The sequence below is a fragment of the Streptomyces sudanensis genome (assembly GCF_023614315.1).
In the GTDB taxonomy this organism is placed as follows: Bacteria; Actinomycetota; Actinomycetes; order Streptomycetales; family Streptomycetaceae; genus Streptomyces; species Streptomyces sudanensis.
Map to the genome: position 1 here is coordinate 2,491,898 of NZ_CP095474.1, position 23,457 is coordinate 2,515,354.

A 23,457-nucleotide genomic window follows, 5' to 3' on the forward strand; every position below is an offset into this window, starting at 1 on the left:
CNGGGGCCGCCCGGGGCACCGCGGAAGGGGTGGCGGCGTCACATGTCGTACGCGTCGTCCTTCATGCCCTGCCTGTCGCGCATCGTCTCGTCCTGGTCGCGGCCCGTCGGACGGCCGCGCTCGGGCCGGTCCTGCTGCTTGCCCTTGCGCTGCTGCATGCGCTGCTGCGCCTCGTCCTTCATGCCCTGCGTCTGCCGGCCGCCCTGCTGCTTCATCTGCTCGGCTTTGTCCTTGAACTCACCGGAAATACCCATACCGGATCTCACTCCTACACGGGGTGGGGGGGACGCGGAGCCGTGAGCGGCCCCGCGCCGACCAGCCTGGCATGAGCCGACATACCGCGCATTTCGATCAGTCACGCTCCGCACGCGCCCGTTCGTCGGCGGCTCCCCCCTCGCCCACCAGCCCCCGGGACACCTCCGCCGGCCGGGACTCGAAGCGCCGCATCTCGCGCCGGCTCGCCGCCGCGACGATTTTCGGCAGCCACGCCCGCACGGGCCGCACACCGCGCAGCCACCACTGGCCGTACACGTGCGCCGAACGCCGCTCGACGCCGGTGGCGATCCGGTCGACGGCCGGCTCCGGCGGGTAGGTGCGGCCCGCCGGCCAGGGCAGCCTCCGCCGCAACTCCCGTACCGCGTCGTCCCGGTCGGCTCCGCGCACCATGTCGGTGTCCGTCCACGACAGGTAGCCGACGCCGACCCGGACGCCCCGGTGGGCGACCTCGGCGCGCAGGCAGTGCGCGAACGCCTCCGCGCCCGACTTGGACGCGCAGTACGCCGTCATCATCGGCGCCGGCGCGACGGCGGCGAGCGACGCGATCTGGAGGAAGTACCCGCGGCTCTCCAGCAGTGCGGGCAGGAAGGCCCGCGCGGTGACGGCGCTCCCGACGAGGTTGACCTCGATCACGCGCCGCCAGGTGACCGGGTCGGAGCCGGCGAGCGGACCGCCCGCCGCCACACCGGCGTTGGCGACGACGACGTCCACCCCGCCGAAGCGCTCCTGCACCTCGGCCGCGACCCGTGCCATCACCTCGTGGTCGGTGACGTCCGCGTGCCACCACCCTCCGCCGGTGGGCAGTCCCTCCGACACCCGGCGCAACCGGTCCGGTTCGAGGCCCACCAGGGCGATCCGCGCCCCGCGTGCGGAGAGTTCGCGGGCCAGCAGTTCGCCGATGCCGCGTGCGCCGCCGGTGACGACGGCGACCCGTCCTTCGAGGGTCCTTCCGCTCATACGGCTTCCTCCTCCTTCGCGTCCTCGGGGCCGGCGCCGGCGTGGTCGGCGCCGCCGCGCAGGTACGTCGCGGCCAGTTCGCGCAGCCGCGCGGTGACGGCCTCGGGCGCCTCGACGGGCACCATGTGCCCGACGCCGGGCAGGACTTCCAGGCCGAGGCACCGCGGCAGGGCGGCGGCCAGCGTGCGGGCGTGGACCGGCGGGGTGAGCCGGTCGGCCGCGCCGACGACGACCGCCGTGGGCGCGTCCAGTTCCCGTACCGCGCTCTCCAGGTCCAGTCCGCCCAGTACGTGCGACCAGGCGACGCGCACGGCGCGCGGGCAGGCGTGCACGATGCGGGCGCACTCCGCGACCCGGTCGGGCGCCGCGCCCGGTCCCATCGTGACGTACTTCAGGATCGCCCTCGACACGGCGGTGACCGGCCCGAACGGGGCGCGGGCGGCGAGGAGCGCGCCGGTGATCCGGGCGCGCAGGGCTCCGGGCCGCAGCGGCAGGACGAGGCACTCGTGGACCAGCCGGGAGGCGCCCGTGCTGCACAGCAGGACGGCGGCGGCGCGCTCCCGCACGGCGGGACGCCCGGCGGCGGCCATCAGCGTCATGCCGCCCATGGAGTGCCCGGCCAGCACGGCCTTCTCGCCCGGGGCGAGCACGGCGGTCAGGACCGCCTCCAGGTCGTCGGCGAGGGCCCGCGTCGAGTAGCCGGACGGTTCGGCGGGGGGCGGGGTGGCGCCGTGGCCGCGCTGGTCGTAGACGACGACGCGGTGGTCGGCGGCGAGGTCCCGCACCTGGGCGGCCCAGAAGCCGGTGGAGCAGGTCCAGCCGTGGACCAGGACGACGGCGGGCGCGCCCTCGGGGCCGTGGACCTCGACGTATAGGCGGTGGCCGTCGGCGGAGACGGCGACCGGCGTGCGGGGGGCGATCGGCGGGTGGGGGGCGGCCGGCGTGCGGGGGGCGGACGGCCGTGCGGCGGGGCTCATGCCGCGGCCTCCCCTCGACCGTCCCCGGTCCCGCCCCGGCCGCTCCCTCCGGGGACGGCGGCCTTCCCGCCGGGGGCGGCGGCCTNCCCGCCGGGGGCGGCGGCCTTCCCGCCGGGGGCGGTGGCCTTCCCGCCGGGGGCGGCGGCCTTCGCGGGTGCCCGCACCACCTCGTACTCGTCGGGGTCCACGGCGCGCGTCGCCCGCCGGAACTCGGCCGTGGTGCCCGGCCACAGCGTCGTGTTGCGCCCGCGCGCGTCCAGGTACCAGCTGTCGCAGCCGCCGGACGTCCACACCGTGCGCTCCATCCGCGCCTGGACGCGCCGGTTCCACGCGGCGACGGCGGACGGGCGGGGGACGAGGGCCCGCCCCTCGCCGAGGAGGTCCAGCCTGCGCAGGAAGTCCGCCAGGTAGTTCAGCTGCGACTCGATCATCAGGATCATCGAGGAGTTCCCGAGCCCGGTGTTGGGGCCGATGACCGTCAACCAGTTGGGGAAGCCGGCGGCGGTCGTGCCGCGCAGCGCCTCCATGCCGTCCTTCCACGCCTCGGCGAGCGTGACGCCCCCGGCGCCGACGACGCGGTCGGCGATGGGCATGTCGGTGACGTGGAAACCGGTGCCGAAGACGAGCGCGTCGACCTCCGCCTCGGAGCCGTCCGCGCCGACGGCGGTCCGGCCGCGCACCTCGGCCAGCCCGGCGGCGACGACGTCGACGTTCGGGCGGGCGAGGGCCGGATAGTAGTCGTTGGAGAGCAGGATGCGCTTGCAGCCGATCCGGTACGACGGGGTCAGCTTCGCGCGCAGGACGGGGTCCTCGACGGCGCGGCGCAGGTGGGCCCGGGCGAGCGCCTCGACCGCGCCCAGCGCCCCGGGCCGCTTGGTGAACGCCCCGACCTGGAGTTCCCGGACGGCCCACAGCACGGCCCGGCGGGCCTTGGCGGTGAGCGGGAAGCGGCGGTGCAGCAGGCGTTCGGCGCGGGTGACGGCGCGGTCGGCGCGCGGCAGGACCCACGGCGGGGTGCGCTGGAAGAGCGTGAGGCGGCCGACGACGGGCTGGACGGCGGGGACGATCTGGACGGCGGAGGCGCCGGTGCCGACCACCGCGACGCGCTTGCCGGCCAGGTCGTAGTCGTGGTCCCAGCGGGCGGAGTGGAACACCCGGCCGCCCGCCGCGCGGAAGCCGTCGAGGCCGGGCACGTCCGGGACGCGGGGCTCGGACAGCGGGCCGGTCGCGCAGACGACCACGTCGGCGGTGAGGGCGCCCCGGGACGTCCCGATCTCCCAGCGCAGCGCGTCCGCGTCCCAGCGCGCCCCCAGCACCTCGTGCCCCAGCCGCAGGTGCGGGCGGAGTCCGAAGTCGTCGGTGACGCGCTCCAGGTACGCGCGGATGCGCGGCTGCCCGGAGAAGGCGCGGGGCCAGTCGGGGTCGGGCGCGAACGAGAACGAGTACAGGTGCGACGGGACGTCGCAGGCGCAGCCGGGGTAGGTGTTGTCGCGCCAGGTGCCGCCGACCGCGCCGGCCCGTTCCAGGACGACGAAGTCGGTGATCCCCTCGCGGCGCAGCCGGACGGCGGCGCCGAGGCCGCCGAAGCCGGACCCGATCACCGCCACCCGCACGTGCCCGCGCGCATGGTCGCTCATGCCGCCTCCCGATGCTCCGCCGGCGACCGCCGGCACTGCCGGGAGGGTAGGGCAGTCCCCTACTCGGCGGTAGGGGATGCGCGGGAACCCGCCGCCGGTACGGGCCCGCACCGGGCCGGCACCCCGGGTGACCCGTCCGGGGAGGCCGGCGCGGGCGGGGCCCCTACGGGTAGGCCAGCGCGGGCAGGACCGGCACCCCGGCAGGACCCGTACGGGCAGAACCGGCGTCTGGGCAGAACCCGTACGGGCAGGACCGGCACCCCAGCGGGACCCGTACGGATAGGCCGGCGCGGGCAGAACCCGTACGGGTAGGGCCAGCGTCTGGGCAGCACCCATATGGGCCGGGTCCGGCGTGCCTACACGGCGATGGCCCGGCGGCGCTGGATCGGCGGAGCGTCCCTCCCGGCCGCCTCCGCCCCCTCCGACGCCTCCATGGCGAAGGCCGCCTCCGGGTTCTCCTGCACCAGGCGGAGCAGGTCGCCGACCGTCGCGTTCCGGGGCACGGTGATGATCTTCGTCGGTCCCAGGGGGGGGCGGGTGGACAGCACGGTGACCGTGGACCGGTCCGCCGTCGTCACGAGGCTCACGTCGTGCCCGAAGCTCGACACGCACTCCATCACCCCGCGGGCGGGTTCGGCCGGGTCGGTGACCAGCAGGACGGGGGCTCCCCACTCGTCGACGGTGTGGTCGAGGCGGGTCAGGTGCTCTGTGAAGACCGAAGCGCGCTCGTCCCGTGGCTCCCCGGCGGCTTCCTCCGGCCCGGGACCGGGGGCCCCGGCGGCCTCCTCTGGCCCGGGACCGGGGGCCCCGGCGGCCTCCTCTGGCCCGGGGCCGGGGGCCCCGGCGGCCTCGGCGGCGAGCGCCACGTCGATCTCCGCCATCTCGGCGCGGGTGGGGTACGCGACCCCGTCGTCGAGGCCGTGGACCGCGAGCCACCGGTTGACCTCGCTCCACAGCCAGACCTGCGACCTGCCGACGGTCCCCTCGGCGGCGGGGAACGGGACGCCGCGCGCCTTGCGTTCGCCGGCGATCCACTGGCTGACGTTCTGCCGGGAGCGCCCCGTCCGCTCGGCGATCTCGTGGACTCCGACCAGATCGCGGTCCAACCGGCACACCCGCAGCCGCGGCACCGCCGCCCGGGCGGCCGACGCCGCGGCCAGCGCGGCCTCGACCGCCGAGCCGCCGGAACCGGTCGTGCTCAGCAGGTCCACACCCCCGGCCCGGGCCAACAAGGCGTCGCACTTCTCGAGCAAGACGTCGACGGCAGCCTGGTTGTCGACATCCACACCGGAGACGACGAAGGTGAAGTCGTAGTCCATGGTTGGCCCCCTAGTCCCTCGCCACAGTCGCAGACCCGTTGACATTCGTCAACGCAAACCGTACCAAATACGGACAAGCGTTCCCGTACCTAAGGGTGCGGTCGCCCGGCAAGACTACGGTTCGGCGCTTCCGGCGGAAGGGGGCAGCGGGACGCCAGGCGATCGATCCGGCGCACGTGGGCCCCTTCGTTCCGGGGCGACCCGGAGATCGGGATGGTGGTGCAGCGGGCCTCGCACGGGCAGTACAGCTTGCCCCAGTGGCCTTCCTTGCGCAGCGTCCAGCCCCGCCCCACCCACTGCTCCAGGACGCGGCGGACCTCCTTCTTCGGATGGTCGGAGGGCTTGAGCTCGCGACCCACCATGCGGCTACCGCCCCCACTCGCGGACGGCGGCCGCGCGGCCCCCGCCGCCCCGGTGAGGGTACGGGGCCGCATCCCGCGCGAAGGCGAAGCGGGGATGAACGTCTACCACTGGAGATTGCGCTCCTTCAGTGCCGGTCGCGCGAAAACAACGTTTCCCCACGAGCGAGATCACCTGTGCGTGCCGGAGGGGTAACACTCCGCCATCTGTACGATACTCCAGACGGCGGACACCCCGACGAGAACACCGCCCCCCTCCCGCCACCCNNCCCCCACGGATCCACCCGACCTTCACCCGACACCCCGTCACCACGCCGCCCCGTACGGCGGCCCGGTGTCCCTGCGCTCCGTCACATCGATGGCCCCGGCTCCAGGGCCCGCCGCCACCTTGACCGACCACTCCCTCACGGCACCCGCCGCCCCGGCTCGGCCGCCGAAGCCCCAACGCCCCGGACGACCAAGGTCCTTTTCCTGCAAGCCCTCCATGACACGGGAACACCCGCCCCGTTCCTTCGGCGCTCCCGCCCTGGTGCCACCGTGCACCGCCCGGCGGAAAGGGGGCGCGCGACATCGGCGTGCCTCCCTCGGTCCGAGCGAAACCACACCCACCCGGCAGGAACCGAGAAGCAGTGCCCGGCCGACGCACGGTTTCCCGGCCGTTCCCACCCGTTGCCGACCACCGGAACCGACCGTGCGGGCACGGCGCTCAGGACCGTTCCACCTCGGCCATGAGCAGGCGCAGGGTCAGGGAGTGCTTCTCCGGCGGCAGCGCGTCGAGGGCGGCCCGCGCGTACGCCACTCCGCCGGACACGTCACCGGAGCGGGCGAGCATAAGCCCCTGGTGCATTTCGAGGTGTGTGGCGAACCTGGGGAGTTCGGCCGGGAGTTCGCGCCGGGCCGCCTCCTGGGCGGCCACCGCCGTGTCCTCGTCCCCGATCCGGGCGGCGAGCAGGGAGACGAAGACGTTCAGCCGCCACCACGGCACGGCGTAGTCGCTGGTCTGCTCGTACGACCCCACCTCGTCGAACACCCGCCGCCCCTGGCTCATCAGCCGGCGCACCGTGTCCACGTCCCCCCTGATCGCCGCGGCGTGCGCCTTCCCGTAGACGGCGTTCAGCAGGCCGAGCGAGGGCAGGGCGCTGATGGCCATGGCCTGATCGGCCAGCATGTCGGCGACGCCGAGCGACGCCCCCTCGTACCCCAGCGCGATCGCCGCCCGGCCCCGGACCCACACCCGGGTCCGGTCGTCCCCCGACTCGTCGGCGGCCTCGGCCGCCATGCGGTACCAGTTCACGGCCCTGGAACCGTCCGAACCGGGAAACGTCTTGGCGTACAGGGTCATGAGGCGAGCCGCGACGGACCACAGCCGGGGGGTGTCCGGTTGCTGCTGCACCACCACCAGCTCGCCCGCCACCCTGCGCTGGATGTCGGCTGCCCCGAGGCTCATGTACTCGGTGCCGTACCTCGCCAGCTTCTCCTCCCAGTCGTCGGAGGAGGGCCCCCCGGCGAGCCGTGCGGCGAAACCCTTGCTGAGCAGGTCCGACGCCACGACGGGAGCTATGGCGGTCGCGGCGACGTCGTTGAGGAACGTACGGCGCCTCCCCTCACCCTCGAGCACGGCCAGGGGAACGTCCAGGACGGCTGACAGGCAGCGGAGGTAATACGGCCCCGGCGACACCCGGGAACGTTCCCAGCGGCTCACGTACTCCCGATCGAGGTTCGTCCCGAACTCCGCGTTGACCTCCGACGCCAACCGCCCCTGAGACCAACCGCGGGCCCTGCGAAGCTCCCTGATCAACTCCCCGACGGCCATGGGCCCATCATGCCCCCGGGCCCGCACCCCGGATGCGTGAATCATCCGGCAGGGCACCACCTTGCCCCTGGGAATGCCCCTACTGGACTTCCGCCGGTCGGCCGATCGTGGAAGCACGACGAGGAGTGAGGAAAAAGAATGAGCAAGCCGTCGAACCACGTGCACGCGCCGATCGAACCACCGCCACCGGACCCGGCCCCGGTCGAAGGGTGCCCCGACTGCGCGGAGTTGGCCGCCCTACGGGCCCGGGTCCGCGCCCGGGGGGACATGTCGGCCGCCTCCGACTGCAACGTACTGCTCCGCCGCCACCCCGGCGGCCACCGGTGACCCGCCCCACCCGCGAGGCCCACGGGGCCCATGAGACCCGAGAGGCGGACGGGACCCGCGAGGCGGACGGGGCGGGCCGGGCGGGCGAGCCGCCGCTGCTCACCCTGCGGGTCTCACGGGACGGCGGACGCACCTGGAGCGCCCCCACGATCCTCCGCGACCGGGAGAAACTCACCGGCGTCTCGGAGGCGCCTGGCCCCCCTGCGCCTGCCCCCGCTGCCGGACCGCCCGGACACGACCGGACCACGGGTGACCCGCCGCCGCAGCGCGGGCCTTCGGGCCGGACCGCCCGGGCGCGGCGGGACCACCCGGACCCCCCGGACCGCCCGGGCGCGGCGGGGCTACGGGCCGTAGACCGCCGTCACCGGCGCGTGGTCCGACCAGCGGGCCGGGTGGGACTCGGCCCGCTCCACCCACGCCTTCAGCGCGCGGGCCGCCAGGCCCGGCGTGGCCAGGTGGTAGTCGATCCGCCAGCCCGAGTCGTTGTCGAAGGCCCGGCCCCGGTAGGACCACCACGAGTACGGGCCGTCCTGGTCCGGGTGGAGGGCGCGGACCACGTCGACGTACCCCGCCTCGTCGAGGACCCGGCCGAACCACTCCCGCTCCTCGGGGAGGAAGCCCGAGCTGTTGCGGTTGGCCCGCCAGTTCTTCAGGTCGGCCTCCCGGTGGGCGATGTTCCAGTCGCCGCACACCAGGACCTCGCGGCCGTCCGCCGCCGCGCGCTCCCTCAGTTCCTTCAGGTACGGCAGGAAGGCGTCCATGAAGCGGACCTTCTCGTCCTGGCGCTCCGTGCCGACCTCCCCGGACGGCAGGTAGAGGCTGGCGACCGTGAGGCCCGGCAGGTCGGCCTCCAGGTAGCGGCCCGACGTGTCGAACTCGCTCACCCCGAAGCCGACCCGTACCGCGTCCGGCTCGCGCCGCGTGTAGAGGGAGACGCCCGCGCGCCCCTTGGCGGCGGCCGGGGCGTGCACCGCGTACCATCCGCCGGGCGCCCTGACCTCCTCGGGGAGCTGGGTCTCCGCGGCCCGTACCTCCTGGAGGCACAGGACGTCGGCGGCCGTGCCGGCCAGCCACTCCACGAACCCCTTCTTGGCGGCGGCGCGCAGGCCGTTGACGTTGACGGTCGTCACAGTGAGCATCCCGGCACAATACGACAGTCCGAAGCGCGGTCCACCGCCCCGTCACGCATAGAAGTACGATGTCCCGCATGATTATACAACCCATGCCGTTCGACCACCCGGACGCCGTCAAACTCAGCAACGAGGTGCAGCTCGAGTACGCCGAGCTGTACGGCGGCGAGGGCGACGGCACCCCCCTCGACCCGGCCATGTTCCGGCCGCCGCGCGGCCTGTACCTGATGGTGTACGACGGGCTCGGGCGCCCGGTCGCCACGGGCGGCTGGCGGGCGATGGACGAGAACGGCGAGGGGTACGCGGACGGCGACGCCGAGCTGAAGCGGATGTACGTGGTCCGCGAGGCGCGCGGCCAGGGCCTCGCCCGGCGTCTCCTGGCCCGCCTGGAGGAGGACGCCCGCGCGGCGGGGCGGCGGCGGATGGTCCTGGAGACGGGGACCAAGCAGCCGGAGGCCATCGCGCTGTACCTGTCCAGCGGCTACGAGCCGTGCGGGAAGTTCGGCCTGTACCGCCACCACGACGACAGCCGCTGCTTCGCGAAGCCGCTGGCGGGCCGGTAGGGGCCTTCACCGCCGCCCGGCCGCGCGTTCCCCGGACCGCCTTTCGGCCGCGCGGCGCGGGCGCCGTACTCGGCCATGGGGGCGTCCGTACGCGGGGCGGGTGCCCGTACGCGGCGCGGGTGCCCGTACGCGGCGCGGGCGCCCGTACGCGGCGCGGGCGCCCGTAGGAGGGGGTCGCGTCCGTACGCGCTGATCGCCGGCTCCCCTACGGGCGCGCCCCCGGCAGGGGCGGGCACGCCCGTAGGGGCCGGACCCCGCCCTGGCCGGAGGTCACCGTCCGGTCAGGGCCGCGGCCGGTGCGGCGTCACCGAGGGCGTGCCGCAGGAGCCGTACGCGCTCGGCGGCGTCGGGGGTCGCGAGGAGCGCCGCGAGGACGGCGATGCGGGCCTGGCCGGCGCGCAGCGTCCCGGTGGGGACGGCGCCCGCGGCGACGAGGTCGACGGCGCCGCCGTGGGTGTAGATCTGGGAGACCGGTCCGGCCGGGACCCGGGTGGTGAGGGCGACCAGGACGCCCCGCGCGGTGGCCTCGGCGACGGCGGAGGCGATCTCGGGCGTGGCGTTGCCGGCGCCGGTGGCGACGAGGACCAGGCCCTGCGCTCCGGCGTCGACGGCGGCGTTCAGCAGCAGCGGGTCGCCGTCGGCGTGGTGCATCACCATGTCGACGCGCGGGGGCGTGCCGAACGCACCGGGCAGGGGCAGGGGGGCGGGCCGCTCGGGCCGGCGCACCACGGTGACCTTGCCGAAGCCGATGTGGCCGAGGTGGATGCCGGAGGGGTCCGCGAAGGCGTCGGCGTCGAGGGTGTGGGTCTTGACCGTGCCGCGTGCCGCGTGGACCTTCCCGTCGAAGGCGATCAGCACGCCCAGGTCGCGGCAGCGCGCGGCGGTGAGCAGCGCGTCGTGGAGGTTGCGCGGCCCGTCGCCGTCCTCGGCGCCGAAGGGGAGCTGGGCGCCGGTGAACACGACGGGGCGCGGGTCGTGGTGGTGGAGGTCGACGAGGAACGCCGACTCCTCCAGCGTGTCGGTGCCGTGGGTGACGACGACGCCCTCGACGCCGGGGTCCGCCAGGACCTCGTGCACCGTGCGCAGCAGGGTGAGCTGGTGGGCGGTGGTGAGGCGGGGGCTGTTGACGCTGAACAGGTCGACGACCTCGACGGTGACGCCCTCCGGCACGGCGGCGGTCTCCACGACCTCCCGCCCGTGCGCCTCGGCGGCGAACCCGGAGCCCTGCCAGCGGCTCGCTATCGTCCCGCCGGTGCTGATCACGACGACCCGTCCCACGCTGCCCCGCCCTCTCCTCGCGCACAGCCAAAAGTGTTCGAAAAAGCAATGATAGGAGAGCCTGTGCGCAACGGGATCGCTCATTTCCCTGCCGTTTCCCGGTTCATTGGCGGATGATTGCGCCATGGACGCGATCGACCACGCTATCTTGCGCGAGCTCCAGGAGGACGGCCGGCTGAGCAACCAGGAGCTGGCCGCGAGGGTCGGCCTGACCCCGTCCCCCTGCATGCGCCGGGTGCGGCAACTGGAGCAGGACGGTGTGATCCGGGGCTACCGGGCGGTGATCGATCCGGAGGCGGTGGGCCGGGGCTTCGAGGTGCTGGTCTCCATCGAGGTGAAGCGGGACCGCGCGGTGGTGGAGGCGTTCGAGGCGGCCCTCCAGGACATCCCGGACGTCATCGAGGCGTACCGGCTGTTCGGCAGTCCGGGCTGCCTGCTGCGGATCGCGGTGGCGGACCTGCGCGCGTACGAACGATTGTGGATCGAGAAGCTGACCGCCCTGACGGGGGTCACGGAGGTCAACTCCCAGATCATCATGAAGCGCGTGAAGGGCCCGACGGGCCTGCCGGTCGACCCGTGACCCCACTCCGCCCGGGAGGCCGCCGGCCGGGCGAGCGGAAGCGGCGTCCGGCCGGTGAGGTTTTCTCAGCGGTGATCCATTCCAGATCCCGCCGAGGACGAGGGCAGCTCGGGCGGTGTCGCCGATCCGGCTGGGGCCGAGGGTGACGTACCGCAGGGTGCGCCATCGCCGCTTGGGCCCGGCGGCGGTGCGCTCACCCGGCGCCCGCACATGAGGCAGGGCCAGCACGGCCTGGTGGAACGGGCCCGGCGCCCGCGAGCCGCGCGGCGCGCCGATCCGGCGTCGGCGCGCGGCCGACAGTCGGGACGGGTGGTCCACGGCACGACGCGAAACGCCGAGCGTGGCAGCACGGATGGGCAGCGTGAAGCTCTGGTTCGGTGGACATGGCCCCGGCAGGCCCGTTCCCCTCAGGGGTCCTATGTCTCTCCGGAGCCGGGGTCGCCCAGCCCGATCCATCCGAGCACGTGCAGATCAGCCGGCTCCGCCGGGGTTGTTTCGCTGAAAAGACCTCACTGCCGTAACGCGGCTCACGGTGGTGGAACGCCGTTCCCATGGGCACGTCACGCTGCCCCCGGAGCCTCCAGAACCATGCGGATCTCCGTCACCTCGTACTTGGCGCGCTCGAAGGCGGCGGCCATCGGGATGTTCGTGGTGTCCGTGGTCGCGGTGACGCGTTCGGCGCCTTCGGCCGCGTGGAAGCGGGTGATCTCGGCGAGGATCTCGTCGCTCAGTCCCTTGCCGCGCTGCTCGGGTACGACACCGAGATACCCGACGTTGCGGTTGTACGGGGTCGCCGATGGGACAGCCAGGCCGACGAGAGTGCCGTCGGGCAGCTCCGCAAGCCTCCACCAGGAACGCTCACCAGGACAGTCGAGGTAGAACCTCATGTCCTCTTCGGCCAGCTGCCTGGCGCTCTTCGTTCGCAGCTCGTCACGGGTCGCCTGGTCGAGGCTGTCGGCCGACACCCGGACGAAGGCCTCCAGGAACTCCTCGTCGCTGCCCTCGCGGAACGTCAGCCGGCCGCCGGCCCCAGGCAGTCCCGCCGCCGGAGTCCACTCGTACCGCAGGCGCTGGATCTCCCGGCTCAGCCCTGTACGCAGGCCCGCTTCGCGACGCCAGGCCACAGCCTCCTCCAGTTCCGGCCGACCGCTCCAGTCAGCGGGGAGGGAGAGGTTGTACAGAGGGCGCTCACCGAAGGCGGCGTGCCCGGCGTCAAGGAGCCCGGTGGCGACGGCGACCGGATCGGCGACGGTGGAGCGGACCTGGAGGCAGTCGAGCGCTATGGGACGCTCGCTGTCGGCACGGCCCCACCACAGCGCACGGGCAAGGACGTGCCCGTCCTCGTCCGTGGCGAGCCAGACCCATTCCGGGCGGCACCGGTCGGCATCGAGCTCCTCGCGGATCCTCTCGGCGGTCAGGGCGATGAGGGGACCATCGGCCGGGTACGCGACGGCACGGTCCAGGGCGGTGGAGTCCGCGGTAGCGGGAAAGAATCGCATCCGGTACATGATCACGGCTGGGAAATGGCAGAGCAACGCCTTTCCTGCCGGGGGACGCTTACGTCGTGAACAGCGCCGCGGCGCGGGAGGGTCCCGACGTACTGCGCATGCCGTCCCCGGAAGCGCATCGTGGGTTGAGGCGTTGACGCTGGACGACCGAGGTACCGCCGCACGCCGGCGAGCACGGCTCGGGGTCCGGGACCGGTTCCCGGCCGAAACCCGGAGGAAGGCGGACATGGCCTTCGCCGCGTCGACGGCCGGAAGGACGCCGTACGGACGGCGGCCCCGTGCCGACGAATTGTCCGCAGGGCTCCCGGGGCCCGCTGTATGCTCCATCCGCCGCTGAGCCGTGCGTGCGCCCGCCGGGCGCCGCCCACCGCGCTCGCGGCCTTCGATCACTCACCCCAGGGGGGGTTCCGCATGGCATTCCACCGTACGGGCCGCGCACACGCGCGTGCCCGCAGGCTCGCTTCGTGCACCGCTCTCGTCCTCGCCTCCGGGCTGCTGCTCTCGGGCACGGCCGTCGCCGAGGACGGCGGCGGCGCCCCGGCGCACCGCGCGCCGGTCGAGCGGGTCGCGCCCGGCTTCGAGCCGCCTCGGGGCCAGTTGCCGAAGCAGCGCGTCCGCATGTCGTCGGAGACGGCCGAGGACGCCGCGGCGGTGCCGACCCGCTACGACTTCACCGGCGACGGCGTCAGCGACCTGCTCTACCGCGGGCTCAACGACAGGTACTACCTGAGGCGCTCCGACAGCACGGGCGCCGACACCGAGTACGGCCTGCACGGCGATTCGGGGGAGAAGTTCAAGGACGTCGTGCCGCTCGGCGACGTCACCGGCGACGGCACGGCCGACGTGCTGACGCTCTCCCCCTACGGCACCCTCGCGTTCCGCGAGACGTACGGCGGCGCTACGGGCGCCTCCGGCCCCTACTGGGCCGGCACCGGCTGGAACATCTACAACAAGGTCCTGTCGACCGGTGACGTGAGCGGCGACGGCACCGTCGACGTGCTGGCCCGCACGCCCGGCGGCGAGCTGTACCTGTACCGCGGCAACCGCAGCGGCAGCGCCCCGCTCCAGACGCGCGCGAAGGTCGGCTCCGGCTGGCACGTCTACGACCAGCTGGTCGGCGTGAGCGACGCCAACGGCGACGGCCTGGGCGACCTGTACGCCCGCACCCCGGGCGGCGACCTGTTCCTGTACGCGGGTTCCGGCAACGCCGCCGCCCCGTTCAGGGCGCGCGTGAAGGTCGGCACCGGCTGGCACGTCTACAACCAGCTGGTCAGCTTCGACGACGTCACCGGCGACGGCCGCTCGGAGCTGTTCGCCCGCACCACCGCCGGCGCGATGTACGTCTACGACACGGACACCGCGGGCCGCCCCACCGCGCGCCACCTGTGGGCCGACGCGAGCTGGAACAGCGCGGACCTGATCCCCGGCTCCGGCGGCAATCCCCAGACCGGCAAGGCCGAGATCCTCGGCCTCGACCGGCAGGGCACCCTGTTCCTCTACCACTCGCGCAACAACGGCACGTTCACCTCGCGCGCCCAGATCAGCGAGCTGAGCGGCTGGACCGGCGCCCGCGTGTTCTTCCCCAGTTCGCTGAACGCCGACGGGCGGGCCGACCTGCTGGAGGTCCACGAGGGCACCCTGTACAACTACCAGGAGACCGAGGTGGTCCCGCTGGGCCGCGGCTGGGGCGCGTTCAACGTCCTCACCGGTCCGGGCGACCTGAGCGGCGACGGCAAGGGCGACCTGCTGGCCCGCACCCCGGGCGGCACGCTGTACCTGTACCGCGGTGACGGCCGCGGGCTGGGCTTCGCCGGCCGCAACGACGTCGGCTCCGGCTGGGGCGTCTACAACGCCCTGGTCGGCGCGGGCGACATCACCGGCGACGGCCGCGCCGACCTGCTGGCCCGCACCCCGGGCGGCACGCTGTACCTGTACGCCGGCACGGGCAGCGCGAGCGCCCCGTTCAAGGCGCGCGTGAAGGTCGGCACCGGCTGGCACGCGTACACCAAGCTGGTCGCCCCCGGCGACATCACCGGCGACGGCCGCGCCGACCTGCTGGGCGTCACCTCGGGCGGCACCCTCTACCGGTACGTCGCCACCCACACCGGCACGGCCAACCCCTTCACCACCCGTACGAGCCTCGGCACGGGCTGGAACACCTACGACCAGCTCCACTGACCCGTCCCACCGGCCCCGAAGCGGAGCCCCGTCCAGCCCCGGCCGGACGGGGCTCCCGCCTTTCCCGGAAGGACCGGCCTTTCCCGGAGGGGCTGGCCTTTCCCGGAGGGGCCGGCCTTCCCCCAAGGGGCCAGCCTTCCCCCAAGGGACCGGCCTTCCCCTGAGGGAGCGGTCTTCCCCTGAGGGAGCGGCGGGTTCGTGTCACGCGCCGGCGGCTGCTCCGGGGGTGAGCGGCGCCTCCGGCTCCGGCCGTGCGGCGGGCCCGCCCCGTCGGCCCCGTCCGCCCCGCTCCCGCTCCGGGAGCGGGGCGCCGCGTCGAGGACGGCTCCCTAGCTCCGCAGGAGCCGGGAGACCTGGGACCACAGCCCGTCCATGACGGACGGGTCGTTCGCCAGTTTTGCGAACATGACCGTGCCCTCCAGCTGGGCGAGGACGGCGCGGGCGGTGGTGCGGGTCGCGGCCGCCTCGGGGATCGCGCCCTGCTCCGCCGCGTCCTTCAGCGCCGCGTGCACCAGGTCGATCTGCTCGTCGAAGATCTCCGCCAGCCGGGCCTGGACGGCCTCGTCCTGGTTGCTCATCTCCAGGGCCAGGTTGCCGAACAGGCACCCGCTGACCGCGCCGCCCTCGTCCTTCACCGCGCGCTGGGCCGCGGCCTGGTCGAGGAAGAGCCGCTCCAGCCGGTCCTCCGCCGGCCCGTCGCCGCGCAGGGTCGCCGTCCAGTCGGATCGCTGGGCCGCCCAGTGCGCGTTGATCGCCTCGATCGTCAGCGCCTGCTTCGACTCGAAGAAGTGGTAGAAGCTGCCCTTCTTCACCTCCGCGCGGGCGCAGATCTCGGCGACGCCGATCGTGCCGTAGCCCCGGCTCAGCATCAGGCCGCAGGCCGCGTCCAGCAGGCGTTCCCGTGCGGTGCTCGTCCGTCCCATGGCGATGAGTATACGGCCGGTCAACTATGAGGGTGGATTTTAGTTGACCGGTCGTCTACTGTCTCCCCAGGTGGTGGGCACCCACCCCTGACCAGCCCGACCCGCGAGGACTTCACCATGCCCGAGAACATCACCGTCGCCGTCGCCTTCCACAGCGGCTACGGCCACACCGCCCGCCAGGCCCGCGCGGTCGCCGCCGGAGCCGGCTCCCTGCCCGGAGTGCGGGCCGAGCTGTGCGACGTGGCCGCTCTGGACGACCGCCTGTGGGAGACGCTGGCCGCCGCCGACGCGATCGTCTTCGGCACGCCGACCTACATGGGCAGCCAGTCCGCCGTCTTCCAGGCGTTCGCCGAGGCCAGCGCCCCGGTCTGGGTGGAGCAGGGCTGGGCCGGGAAGCTCGCCGCCGGCTTCACCAACTCCGCCGGCGTCAACGGCGACAAGCTGAACGTCCTGGTCTCCCTCTCGCTCTTCGCCGCCCAGCACGGCATGAACTGGGTCTCGCTGGGCCTGCCGCCCGGCGGCGACTACTCCACCACCGGCACCCAGGAGGACCTCAACCGCCTCGGCGGCTTCCTCGGCGCGATGGCCCAGTCGCCGTCGGACGTGGGCCCGGACGAGGCCCCCTCCGGGGCGGACCTGCGGACCGCCGAGCACCTCGGGCGCCGGGTGGCCGAGACCGCCCTGGAGCGGGCGGCGGGGCGCGCCGCGCTCGTTCCCGTACGGTGAGCGCCCCAGCCCACGACCACCCCCGCCCACCCTCGACCACAGGGACGACCGACATGACCACCCGAAGGCACTCCTGGACCCGCGGCCGGCTCACCGAGCTGCTGGATCTCGAACTCCCCATCGTGCAGGGCCCGTTCGGCGGCGGACTGTCGTCCGTGGCGCTCGCCTCGGCCGTCTCCGAGGGCGGCGGGCTCGGCTCGTACGGAGGCCACATCCTCACCCCCGACGGCATCGGCGAGCTGGTGGCCGAGCTGCGGAAGGCCACCACCCGGCCCTTCGCCGTCAACCTGTGGGTCCCGCACCCCGACGAGATCGCCGCGCCGCCCGACCGCGACCGCAGGGCCCGCTACGCCGAGCTGCTGCGCCCGTGGTTCGAGGAACTGGGTCTGCCGGCGGACCGGTTGGAGGATCCGCCGCCCGCCCCCCGTTACGAGGAGCAGATCGACGCGCTGCTCGCGGCGGAGCCCCCGGTGATCAGCTTCGTGATGGGCATCCCCGACGCCGGGGTGCTCGACGAGGCCCGGCGCCGGAACATCCGGACCATCGGCACCGCGACCACCGTCGAGGAGGCCCTCGCCGTCGAGGCGGCGGGCATGGACGCCGTCGTCGCCTCGGGCAGCGACGCGGGAGGGCACCGCGGATCGTTCCTGCGCCCCGTCAACGAATCCCTCGTCGGGACCTTCTCCCTCGTCCCCCAGGTCGCACGGGCCGTGTCGATCCCCGTGGTGGCCGCGGGAGGCATAGCCGACGGCCGGGGAATCGCCGCGGCGCTGACGCTCGGCGCGGACGGGGTGCAGATCGGCACCGGCTTCCTCGCCACCGAGGAGTCCGGCGCGAGCGCCGTCCACCGGGCCGCACTGCACGGCCCCGAGGCGCGTACGACCGTGCTGACCAGGGCCTTCTCGGGGCGGCTCGCCCGAGCCATCCCGAACCGCTTCACCCGCGAGGCACTGGCGTACGAGAACGACCTGGCCCCGTACCCGCTCCAGTACACGCTCACCCGCCCGCTGCGCGAGGCGGCCGGGGAACGCGGCCTGACCGACTACGTCAATTTCTGGTCCGGGCAGGCGGCGGCGCTCACCCGGCCGCGCGGCGCCCGCGACTACCTCGACGAACTCGTCTCCGGCACCGAGGCGGCACTGCGCCACCACCCGTGACCGGGCACGGCTGAAGCCCGCCACGGTACCCCGGCGGACGGCCCGCCGGCACCGCCCCGCCCACCGACGCGAGGGCGGCGGGGTGCCGGCGGCGTCGGGGCCGCTGACGCCATGCTTCCGGGCCTCGGGCGCTCCGGTGGCTCCGGCGGTGTCGGCGACGGGACCGCGCCCGGTACGGCCCGCCGAGTCGGCCGAGGGCGGGCCGCCGAGGCGAAGGGGGTCCCCGCCCGGCCGCCATGCGCGGACGGGCGGCGCCGGAGGCCGGAATGTCCGCGGCGCCCGCTACGAGGGCGCGCACGAGCCGTTGCGGAAACCGGGGAAACACCCCCGCCGGCGGATCCGGCGCCCCGCCGTACTCCGCCGCCGTACGGCAGGACGAAGCCCCCGCCGGGATATCCCGGCGGGGGCTTCGATGTCTGTGGACCTGTGGGGATTTGAACCCCAGACCCCCTCGATGCGAACGAGGTGCGCTACCAGACTGCGCCACAGGCCCTTGCGACGTGGGAAACATTAGCACCCCGATCGGGGTGCTCGGAAATCCGTTGCCGGTCCCCGGCCTCCGGGGGCTCGCGGGCCGGGCCCCGGAGGCCGGGGCGCGGTGTCACTCGTTGGCGGCGCGGGGGCGGTCGTCGTCGGCGTACTGGTCGAACAGCGGGGTGCGGCCGTGGTCGCNGGGGNGGCGCGGGGCGACGGCGGAGGGGTGCAGCCNNGTTGTNNNNANNNNACNGGGTGGGCTCCGCCGGGGAGGAGCGGGCGGCGCTCCAGGTCTCCGGGTCGGTGACGTCGACGCCGCCCGTGGCGCGCGGGGCGACCGGGGCGGTGACGTAGGTGGGCAGCGGGACCGGTACGGGGTCCCAGCTGTCGCCGCGGGCCGGGCCGCGGTCGCGCTGCTGGTCGACCCACTCGGCGTGGTCGGTCTGCTCGACGAGCGCGCGGCGGTCCGCCTCCGCCGGGGACACCTGCGGTACGGCCGGCTCCTGGTGCGCCGGGGGCTGCTCGCCCTGGAGCGCGGGTGCCGCCGGGCGGCCCCGGCGGGGGCGGTTCTCGCGGAGGCGCTGGGCGGCGGCCTCCGCGCGGCGCCGGTCCATGACGTACACGAAGCGGCGGCGCTCCTGGCGCCGCAGGTACACGATGTACGCGCTGAGCAGGGCCGCCGGGGCGGCCGGCGCCCACAGGAACGCGAGGCCGCCCACGGCCGCGACGATCGCGCCCGCGGTGAACGCGAGGAAGAGGAGCACCGTCGTGCGGCGGCGGCGGGCCAGGACGCGGGAGCGGCGGGCCCGCTCGGCGGCGGCCCGCGACACAGCGGGGCGGGGNNGGGCCNCCGGGTCCGTCCCGNGNGNCNNGNGGGCGGGGTCCGGGAGCTCCAGGCGCGCCTCCGTGTGGGAGGGGGGCGCGGCGAAGGCCCGGACGTCGACCGAGTCGATCTGCTCGGTCTCGGCGTCCGGGTCCACGTCGGGCACCCGCCATTCCTCGTCGGCGCCGCGGGCGCGCAGCTCCTTGGCGTACCGGCGTTCCATCGCCGCTCTTCCGGACAGGAGCCGGATGGCGGTGCTGAAGCGTTCGGTGGGGCGTGCTTCGTTCAGCTCGTCCTGCCTGCGGAGCCACATCGGCACCAGATAGGCGGCCCAGGCTCCGACGATGACTGCGTAGATGAGGCCGCTGCTGCTCACGCCTCACACCGTAGAGGTGCTGGCGCGGGGCCATCGGCCAATTGGGCCGGTGTGTCGCACGATCTGGCTGATATCACTGTCATTTTTGCAACCGGTCGGATCGATTACGCCCATACAGGCAATTAATTCGAACGTATGAATTATTTGGCGCGGTGTTCCTGCCGCGACCTGTGCCAGCGCCGCAGCAGCCCCTCGGGGACCTCCTCCGCGGTCAGCGCGAAGACGAGGTGGTCCCGCCAGGCGCCGTCGATATGGAGATATCGCGGGCGCAGGCCCTCCTCGCGGAATCCCAATTTCTCCACGACGCGGCGGCTCGGCCCGTTCTCGGGGCGAATGCACACCTCGATCCGGTGCAGCCCGACCGCGCGGAAGCAGTGGTCGACGGCGAGCGCGACCGCCGTCGGCATGACGCCGCGGCCCGCGACGTCCCGGTCGACCCAGTAGCCGACGTGCCCGGAGCACATCGAGCCCCAGGTGATCCCGGCGACGGTGAGCTGGCCGACGAGCCTGCCCCGGTACTCGATGACGAACGGCAGCATCCGGCCGGCGCTGGCCTCCCCGCGCAGGTGGCGGACCATCTGCCGGTACGTGGGGCGCTGGAGGGGAGGCGTCCCCGGCGCGGGGGGCGGGACGGTGGCCTCCCAGGGGCGCAGCCAGTCGCGGTTGCGCGCGTTGACCTCCCGCCACGCCCTGTGGTCGCGGGCCCTTATCGGGCGCAGCACCACGTCGCCGTCGGCCAGCGTCGCGGGCCAGGCGGGGATCACGGGGCCGGTTCCGGGTGGTCGCCGCCGCGCAGCTGGTCCACCGCGTGGGCCAGGAGCGGCGCCAGGACGGCGAGGCCGTCGCGCACGCCGCCGGTGGAGCCGGGCAGGTTGACGATCAGGGTGCGGCCCGCGACGCCGGCGAGGCCCCGGGAGAGGGCCGCCGTGGGGACCTTCCCCCGGCCGTGGGCGCGGATCGCCTCGGGGATGCCGGGCACCTCGCGGTCGAGGACGCGGCGGGTGGCCTCGGGGGTGGCGTCGGTGGGCGCGATGCCCGTGCCGCCGGTCGTGAGGATCACGTCGTACCCGGCGTCCACCCCGGCGCGCAGGGCGGCCTCGACGGGGTCGCCGTCCGGGACGACCCGCGGGCCGTCGACGGCGAAGCCGAGCGCCGCCAGCCCCTCGGCGAGGAGGGGGCCTCCCCGGTCCTCGTACACACCGGCCGCGGCGCGGTCGGAGGCGGTGACCACCAGCGCCCGGTACGTCACGGCCGGCTCCAGTCCCCGGACTTGCCGCCCGTCTTCTCCTCCACCCGGACGTCGGTGATGACGGCGGCCTTGTCGACCGCCTTCACCATGTCGACGACGGTCAGGGCGGCCACGGTCACCGCCGTGAGGGCCTCCATCTCGACACCCGTGCGGTCGGTGGTCCTCACGGTCGCGGTGATCTCGACCGCGTCGTCGGCGACCGCCAGATCGACCTTCACGCCGGAGACGGCGAGGGGGTGGCACAGCGGGATCAGGTCGGGCGTGCGCTTGGCGCCCATGATCCCGGCGATCCGGGCCGTGGCGAGCGCGTCGCCCTTCGGGACGCCCTCGCCGCGCAGCAGCTCCACCACCCGCGGCGACACCAGGACCCGGCCGGACGCGCGTGCGGTGCGGGCGGTGACCTCCTTCCCCGAGACGTCCACCATGCGGGCCGCGCCCGCCTCGTCGATGTGGGTCAGGCTGCCTTGCGTACTCAACTCACTCCGCCTCGCGATCCTGGCGCCGGCCGGCCCGTCCGGCACGGCGGCAGACACCGTACCGCCACGGCCGCCGCGCGGGGCCCGCCGGCTCAGCCGAGGAGGACGACCTCCACCTCGGTCCCGGGCTCCACGCGCGCGGCGTCCTCCGGTACGACGATGAGCGCGTCCGCCCGGGCGAGGGCCGCGACCAGGTGCGAACCGGCACCGCCCACAGGAGCGACGGTACCCGTCCGGGGGTCGTACGTCCCGCGGAGGAACTGGCGCTTGCCGGCGGGCGACGGCAGCGGGCCGGCGGCGGACAGCACGGCGCGCGCACGGGGGCGGTGGAGGTCCGGCAGCCCCATGAGGGCGCGGATGGCGGGCCGCGCGAACAGTTCGAAGGAGACGTACGAGGAGACCGGGTTGCCCGGCAGGGCGAGCAGCGGCGTGTGGCCGGGGCCGACGGAACCGAACCCCTGGGGCTTGCCGGGCTGCATGGCGAGGGTGCGGAACTCGACGCCCCCGCCCGGCTCGTCGGCGTCGGACGCGGCGGACAGGGCCTCCTTGACCACGTCGTACGCGCCGACGCTGACGCCGCCGGTGGTCACCAGGAGGTCCGCGCGCACCAGCTGGTCCTCGATGGCGGCGCGGAGCTCGTCGGCGTCGTCCGTGACGGCGCCGACCCGGTAGGCGATGGCTCCGGCGTCGCGGGCGGCGGCGGCCAGGGCGAAGCCGTTGGAGTCGTAGATCCGGCCGGGCCCCAGTTCGGTGCCGGGCTGGACGAGTTCGCTGCCCGTGGAGAGGACGACCACGCGGGGGCGGGGGCGGACCGTGACCGTGCCGCGGCCGATGGCGGCGAGGAGGCCGATCTGGGGCGGCCCGAGGACCGTGCCCGCCGCGAGGGCCAGGTCGCCGGCGGCCGCGTCGCTGCCGCGTGCGCGCACGTGGGCGCGGTCCCCGGCGGGGCGGTGGACGCGGACCTCGCCGCGCGCGCCCTCCGGGTCGGCGCCGGCCGGGCGCATGCCCGTGGCGGCGCCGCCGCCCGTGCCGCCGTCGGTCCACTCGACGGGGACGACCGCCTCGGCGCCCGGCGGGAGGGGCGCACCGGTCATGATCCGCGCGGCCTGGCCGGGGCCGACCTCCAGGGGGCCGTCGTCGCCGGCCGCCACGTCCCCGACGACGGTGAGCACGGCGGGGAACTCCTCGCTCGCCCCGGCGACGTCGGCGACGCGCACCGCGTAGCCGTCCATGGAGCTGTTGTCGAACGGCGGCAGGGCGACGGGCACCGTGACGTCCTCGACCAGCACGCAGCCCTGGGCGTCGGGCAGCGGCAGCTCGATGGGGTCCAGCGGCCGGACGGCGGCGAGGATGTCCTCGAGGTGCTCGTCCACCGTCCAGACGGTTCTCTCGGCGCCCACCGGGCTCACTGGACTCACTGGGTTCACAGGGCCTGCATCTCCTCGGCGACGTAACGGCGGAGCCAGGATCGGAACTCCGGTCCCAGATCCTCGCGTTCGCACGCGATTCTGACAATCGCCCGCAGGTAGTCGCCGCGGTCGCCGGTGTCGTAGCGGCGGCCCTTGAAGACGACGCCGTGGACCGGGCCGCCGGCCCCCTCGTCGGTGGCGAGCTTGTGGAGGGCGTCGGTGAGCTGGATCTCGCCGCCCCGGCCGGGCCCGGTCTCGCGCAGTATCCCGAAGACGGCCGGGTCCAGAACGTACCGGCCGATGATCGCGTAGTTGCTGGGGGCCTCGGCGGGGTCCGGCTTCTCCACCAGGTCGGTGACCCTGACCACGTCGGCCTCGCCGGTGGGCTCGACGGCGGCGCAGCCGTAGAGGTGGATCTGGGCCGGTTCGACCTCCATCAGGGCCACGACGCTGCCACCCAGGCCCTCCCGCACCTCCACCATGCGGGACAGCAGCGGGTCGCGGGGGTCGATCAGGTCGTCGCCGAGGAGCACGGCGAACGGCTGGTCGCCGACGTGCGGGGCGGCGCACAGGACGGCGTGGCCGAGACCGCGCGGGTCGCCCTGCCGGACGTAGTGCATGGTCGCCAGCTCGTTCGACTGGCGGACGCTCTCCAGCCGCCCGTGGTCGCCCTTGCGGTGGAGCGCCTCCTCCAGCTCGTAGTTCCGGTCGAAGTGGTCCTCCAGGGGCCGCTTGTTCCGGCCCGTGACCATCAGCACGTCGTGCAGCCCGGCACCCACCGCCTCCTCGACCACGTACTGGATGGCGGGCTTGTCGACGACCGGCAGCATCTCCTTCGGGGTGGCCTTGGTGGCGGGCAGGAACCGGGTGCCGAGCCCTGCGGCGGGGATGACAGCCTTGCTGATCCCGGGGTGCGACTGAGTCATGGCCAGCACCCTAGCC

21 protein-coding genes, 1 tRNA gene and 3 pseudogenes are annotated in these 23,457 nt (G+C 74.5%); 6 read left to right on the forward strand and 19 right to left on the reverse strand.

The genetic code is table 11. The features are described from left to right. Positions 1-38 precede the first annotated feature (38 nt). The 7 genes and pseudogenes from MW084_RS11510 to MW084_RS11540 form a co-directional block, all read right to left on the reverse strand. Positions 39-254, reverse strand: coding sequence for a hypothetical protein (locus MW084_RS11510; RefSeq protein WP_010469746.1), 216 nt, complete (start codon positions 252-254; stop codon positions 39-41). Positions 255-351: 97 nt separating this feature from the next. Next, on the reverse strand, positions 352-1,233 hold the full coding sequence (locus MW084_RS11515; protein WP_010469745.1) for an SDR family oxidoreductase: 882 nt from the start codon (positions 1,231-1,233) through the stop codon (positions 352-354). Beyond that, positions 1,230-2,210 (reverse strand): alpha/beta fold hydrolase, encoded by a 981-nt coding sequence (locus tag MW084_RS11520; protein WP_010469744.1) that lies wholly within the window; start codon positions 2,208-2,210, stop codon positions 1,230-1,232. Before MW084_RS11520 ends, MW084_RS11515 begins: the two co-directional genes overlap by 4 nt. Before the next feature lie 86 nt (positions 2,211-2,296). Further along, positions 2,297-3,847 (reverse strand): annotated as a pseudogene (locus tag MW084_RS11525) (flavin-containing monooxygenase); the annotation flags it as partial. Between the two features lie 356 nt (positions 3,848-4,203). Further along, complete coding sequence (locus MW084_RS11530) at positions 4,204-5,166, reverse strand: helix-turn-helix transcriptional regulator (protein WP_010469742.1); 963 nt, start codon at positions 5,164-5,166, stop codon at positions 4,204-4,206. Positions 5,167-5,255: 89 nt separating this feature from the next. Then, complete coding sequence (locus MW084_RS11535; RefSeq protein WP_010469740.1) at positions 5,256-5,528, reverse strand: hypothetical protein; 273 nt, start codon at positions 5,526-5,528, stop codon at positions 5,256-5,258. A 703-nt stretch (positions 5,529-6,231) separates the two neighbouring features. Next, the gene (locus tag MW084_RS11540) at positions 6,232-7,338 is read right to left on the reverse strand and encodes a helix-turn-helix domain-containing protein (protein WP_029553399.1); all 1,107 of its coding nucleotides are present in this window, start codon (positions 7,336-7,338) and stop codon (positions 6,232-6,234) included. 138 nt (positions 7,339-7,476) lie between these two features. Between MW084_RS11540 and MW084_RS11545 the strand changes: the two genes are divergently transcribed. Beyond that, the gene (locus tag MW084_RS11545) at positions 7,477-7,665 is read left to right on the forward strand and encodes a hypothetical protein (RefSeq protein ID WP_010469737.1); all 189 of its coding nucleotides are present in this window, start codon (positions 7,477-7,479) and stop codon (positions 7,663-7,665) included. A 341-nt stretch (positions 7,666-8,006) separates the two neighbouring features. Here the strand turns inward: MW084_RS11545 and MW084_RS11550 are convergent, their stop codons facing one another. Next, positions 8,007-8,804: an exodeoxyribonuclease III gene (locus MW084_RS11550; protein ID WP_029553465.1), complete on the reverse strand. Its 798-nt coding sequence runs from the start codon at positions 8,802-8,804 to the stop codon at positions 8,007-8,009. Between the two features lie 68 nt (positions 8,805-8,872). On the opposite strand from MW084_RS11550, the gene MW084_RS11555 reads away from it, so the two are divergent. Then, positions 8,873-9,358: a GNAT family N-acetyltransferase gene (locus tag MW084_RS11555; RefSeq protein ID WP_029553464.1), complete on the forward strand. Its 486-nt coding sequence runs from the start codon at positions 8,873-8,875 to the stop codon at positions 9,356-9,358. A gap of 270 nt (positions 9,359-9,628) precedes the next feature. Here MW084_RS11555 and MW084_RS11560 read toward each other — a convergent pair whose 3' ends face one another. Continuing rightward, positions 9,629-10,636 carry an asparaginase gene (locus MW084_RS11560; protein WP_010470317.1) on the reverse strand — a complete coding sequence of 336 codons (1,008 nt, stop codon included), beginning with the start codon at positions 10,634-10,636 and terminating at the stop codon, positions 9,629-9,631. Positions 10,637-10,760: 124 nt separating this feature from the next. Here MW084_RS11560 and MW084_RS11565 point away from each other — a divergent pair, with 124 nt between their 5' ends. Further along, positions 10,761-11,216, forward strand: coding sequence for an Lrp/AsnC family transcriptional regulator (locus tag MW084_RS11565; protein ID WP_010470316.1), 456 nt, complete (start codon positions 10,761-10,763; stop codon positions 11,214-11,216). Between the two features lie 560 nt (positions 11,217-11,776). On the opposite strand, the gene MW084_RS11570 is transcribed toward MW084_RS11565, so the two are convergent. Beyond that, the gene (locus MW084_RS11570) at positions 11,777-12,715 is read right to left on the reverse strand and encodes a GNAT family N-acetyltransferase (RefSeq protein WP_078571583.1); all 939 of its coding nucleotides are present in this window, start codon (positions 12,713-12,715) and stop codon (positions 11,777-11,779) included. Between the two features lie 420 nt (positions 12,716-13,135). Between MW084_RS11570 and MW084_RS11575 the strand changes: the two genes are divergently transcribed. Beyond that, entirely contained in the window at positions 13,136-14,902 is a 1,767-nt protein-coding gene (locus tag MW084_RS11575) for an FG-GAP-like repeat-containing protein (protein WP_010470314.1), read from the forward strand. Between the two features lie 329 nt (positions 14,903-15,231). On the opposite strand, the gene MW084_RS11580 is transcribed toward MW084_RS11575, so the two are convergent. Next, positions 15,232-15,825, reverse strand: coding sequence for a TetR/AcrR family transcriptional regulator (locus tag MW084_RS11580; RefSeq protein WP_010470313.1), 594 nt, complete (start codon positions 15,823-15,825; stop codon positions 15,232-15,234). A gap of 117 nt (positions 15,826-15,942) precedes the next feature. On the opposite strand from MW084_RS11580, the gene MW084_RS11585 reads away from it, so the two are divergent. Together MW084_RS11585 and MW084_RS11590 are read left to right on the forward strand one after the other, a co-directional pair. After that, on the forward strand, positions 15,943-16,551 hold the full coding sequence (locus tag MW084_RS11585; RefSeq protein WP_010470311.1) for a flavodoxin family protein: 609 nt from the start codon (positions 15,943-15,945) through the stop codon (positions 16,549-16,551). A 53-nt stretch (positions 16,552-16,604) separates the two neighbouring features. After that, entirely contained in the window at positions 16,605-17,708 is a 1,104-nt protein-coding gene (locus tag MW084_RS11590) for an NAD(P)H-dependent flavin oxidoreductase (RefSeq protein WP_010470309.1), read from the forward strand. Positions 17,709-18,127: 419 nt separating this feature from the next. On the opposite strand, the gene MW084_RS11595 is transcribed toward MW084_RS11590, so the two are convergent. The 8 genes and pseudogenes from MW084_RS11595 to galU form a co-directional block, all read right to left on the reverse strand. Next, positions 18,128-18,201 (reverse strand) — tRNA-Ala (locus MW084_RS11595). Positions 18,202-18,435: 234 nt separating this feature from the next. After that, positions 18,436-19,024, reverse strand: a pseudogene (locus tag MW084_RS11600) (hypothetical protein); the annotation flags it as partial. Between the two features lie 32 nt (positions 19,025-19,056). Next, positions 19,057-19,381: pseudogene (locus MW084_RS11605) on the reverse strand (hypothetical protein); the annotation flags it as partial. A gap of 140 nt (positions 19,382-19,521) precedes the next feature. Beyond that, the gene (locus MW084_RS11610) at positions 19,522-20,145 is read right to left on the reverse strand and encodes a GNAT family N-acetyltransferase (RefSeq protein WP_010470305.1); all 624 of its coding nucleotides are present in this window, start codon (positions 20,143-20,145) and stop codon (positions 19,522-19,524) included. After that, entirely contained in the window at positions 20,142-20,630 is a 489-nt protein-coding gene (locus tag MW084_RS11615) for a MogA/MoaB family molybdenum cofactor biosynthesis protein (protein ID WP_010470304.1), read from the reverse strand. The genes MW084_RS11610 and MW084_RS11615 overlap by 4 nt, the downstream gene beginning before the upstream one ends. Further along, positions 20,627-21,106: a cyclic pyranopterin monophosphate synthase MoaC gene (gene moaC / locus MW084_RS11620; RefSeq protein WP_010470302.1), complete on the reverse strand. Its 480-nt coding sequence runs from the start codon at positions 21,104-21,106 to the stop codon at positions 20,627-20,629. The genes MW084_RS11615 and moaC overlap by 4 nt, the downstream gene beginning before the upstream one ends. Before the next feature lie 92 nt (positions 21,107-21,198). Next, a complete protein-coding gene (gene glp / locus MW084_RS11625) occupies positions 21,199-22,506 on the reverse strand; it encodes a molybdotransferase-like divisome protein Glp (protein WP_010470301.1) in 1,308 nt (435 codons plus the stop codon). Positions 22,507-22,529: 23 nt separating this feature from the next. Then, a complete protein-coding gene (gene galU / locus MW084_RS11630; RefSeq protein ID WP_010470299.1) occupies positions 22,530-23,441 on the reverse strand; it encodes a UTP--glucose-1-phosphate uridylyltransferase GalU in 912 nt (303 codons plus the stop codon). Positions 23,442-23,457: the final 16 nt, after the last annotated feature.

Bases quoted from the DNA above. Each gene is read 5' to 3' on its own strand.
- MW084_RS11530 (WP_010469742.1), bottom strand. From the start codon at position 5,166: ATGGACTACGACTTCACCTTCGTCGTCTCCGGTGTGGATGTCGACAAC.
- MW084_RS11570 (WP_078571583.1), bottom strand. From the start codon at position 12,715: ATGCGATTCTTTCCCGCTACCGCGGACTCCACCGCCCTGGACCGTGCC.
- MW084_RS11510 (WP_010469746.1), bottom strand. From the start codon at position 254: ATGGGTATTTCCGGTGAGTTCAAGGACAAAGCCGAGCAGATGAAGCAG.
- MW084_RS11545 (WP_010469737.1), top strand. From the start codon at position 7,477: ATGAGCAAGCCGTCGAACCACGTGCACGCGCCGATCGAACCACCGCCA.
- MW084_RS11515 (WP_010469745.1), bottom strand. From the start codon at position 1,233: ATGAGCGGAAGGACCCTCGAAGGACGGGTCGCCGTCGTCACCGGCGGC.
- MW084_RS11555 (WP_029553464.1), top strand. From the start codon at position 8,873: ATGATTATACAACCCATGCCGTTCGACCACCCGGACGCCGTCAAACTC.
- MW084_RS11540 (WP_029553399.1), bottom strand. From the start codon at position 7,338: ATGGCCGTCGGGGAGTTGATCAGGGAGCTTCGCAGGGCCCGCGGTTGG.
- MW084_RS11580 (WP_010470313.1), bottom strand. From the start codon at position 15,825: ATGGGACGGACGAGCACCGCACGGGAACGCCTGCTGGACGCGGCCTGC.
- MW084_RS11565 (WP_010470316.1), top strand. From the start codon at position 10,761: ATGGACGCGATCGACCACGCTATCTTGCGCGAGCTCCAGGAGGACGGC.
- MW084_RS11590 (WP_010470309.1), top strand. From the start codon at position 16,605: ATGACCACCCGAAGGCACTCCTGGACCCGCGGCCGGCTCACCGAGCTG.
- MW084_RS11550 (WP_029553465.1), bottom strand. From the start codon at position 8,804: ATGCTCACTGTGACGACCGTCAACGTCAACGGCCTGCGCGCCGCCGCC.
- MW084_RS11575 (WP_010470314.1), top strand. From the start codon at position 13,136: ATGGCATTCCACCGTACGGGCCGCGCACACGCGCGTGCCCGCAGGCTC.
- MW084_RS11535 (WP_010469740.1), bottom strand. From the start codon at position 5,528: ATGGTGGGTCGCGAGCTCAAGCCCTCCGACCATCCGAAGAAGGAGGTC.
- MW084_RS11520 (WP_010469744.1), bottom strand. From the start codon at position 2,210: ATGAGCCCCGCCGCACGGCCGTCCGCCCCCCGCACGCCGGCCGCCCCC.
- galU (WP_010470299.1), bottom strand. From the start codon at position 23,441: ATGACTCAGTCGCACCCCGGGATCAGCAAGGCTGTCATCCCCGCCGCA.
- MW084_RS11585 (WP_010470311.1), top strand. From the start codon at position 15,943: ATGCCCGAGAACATCACCGTCGCCGTCGCCTTCCACAGCGGCTACGGC.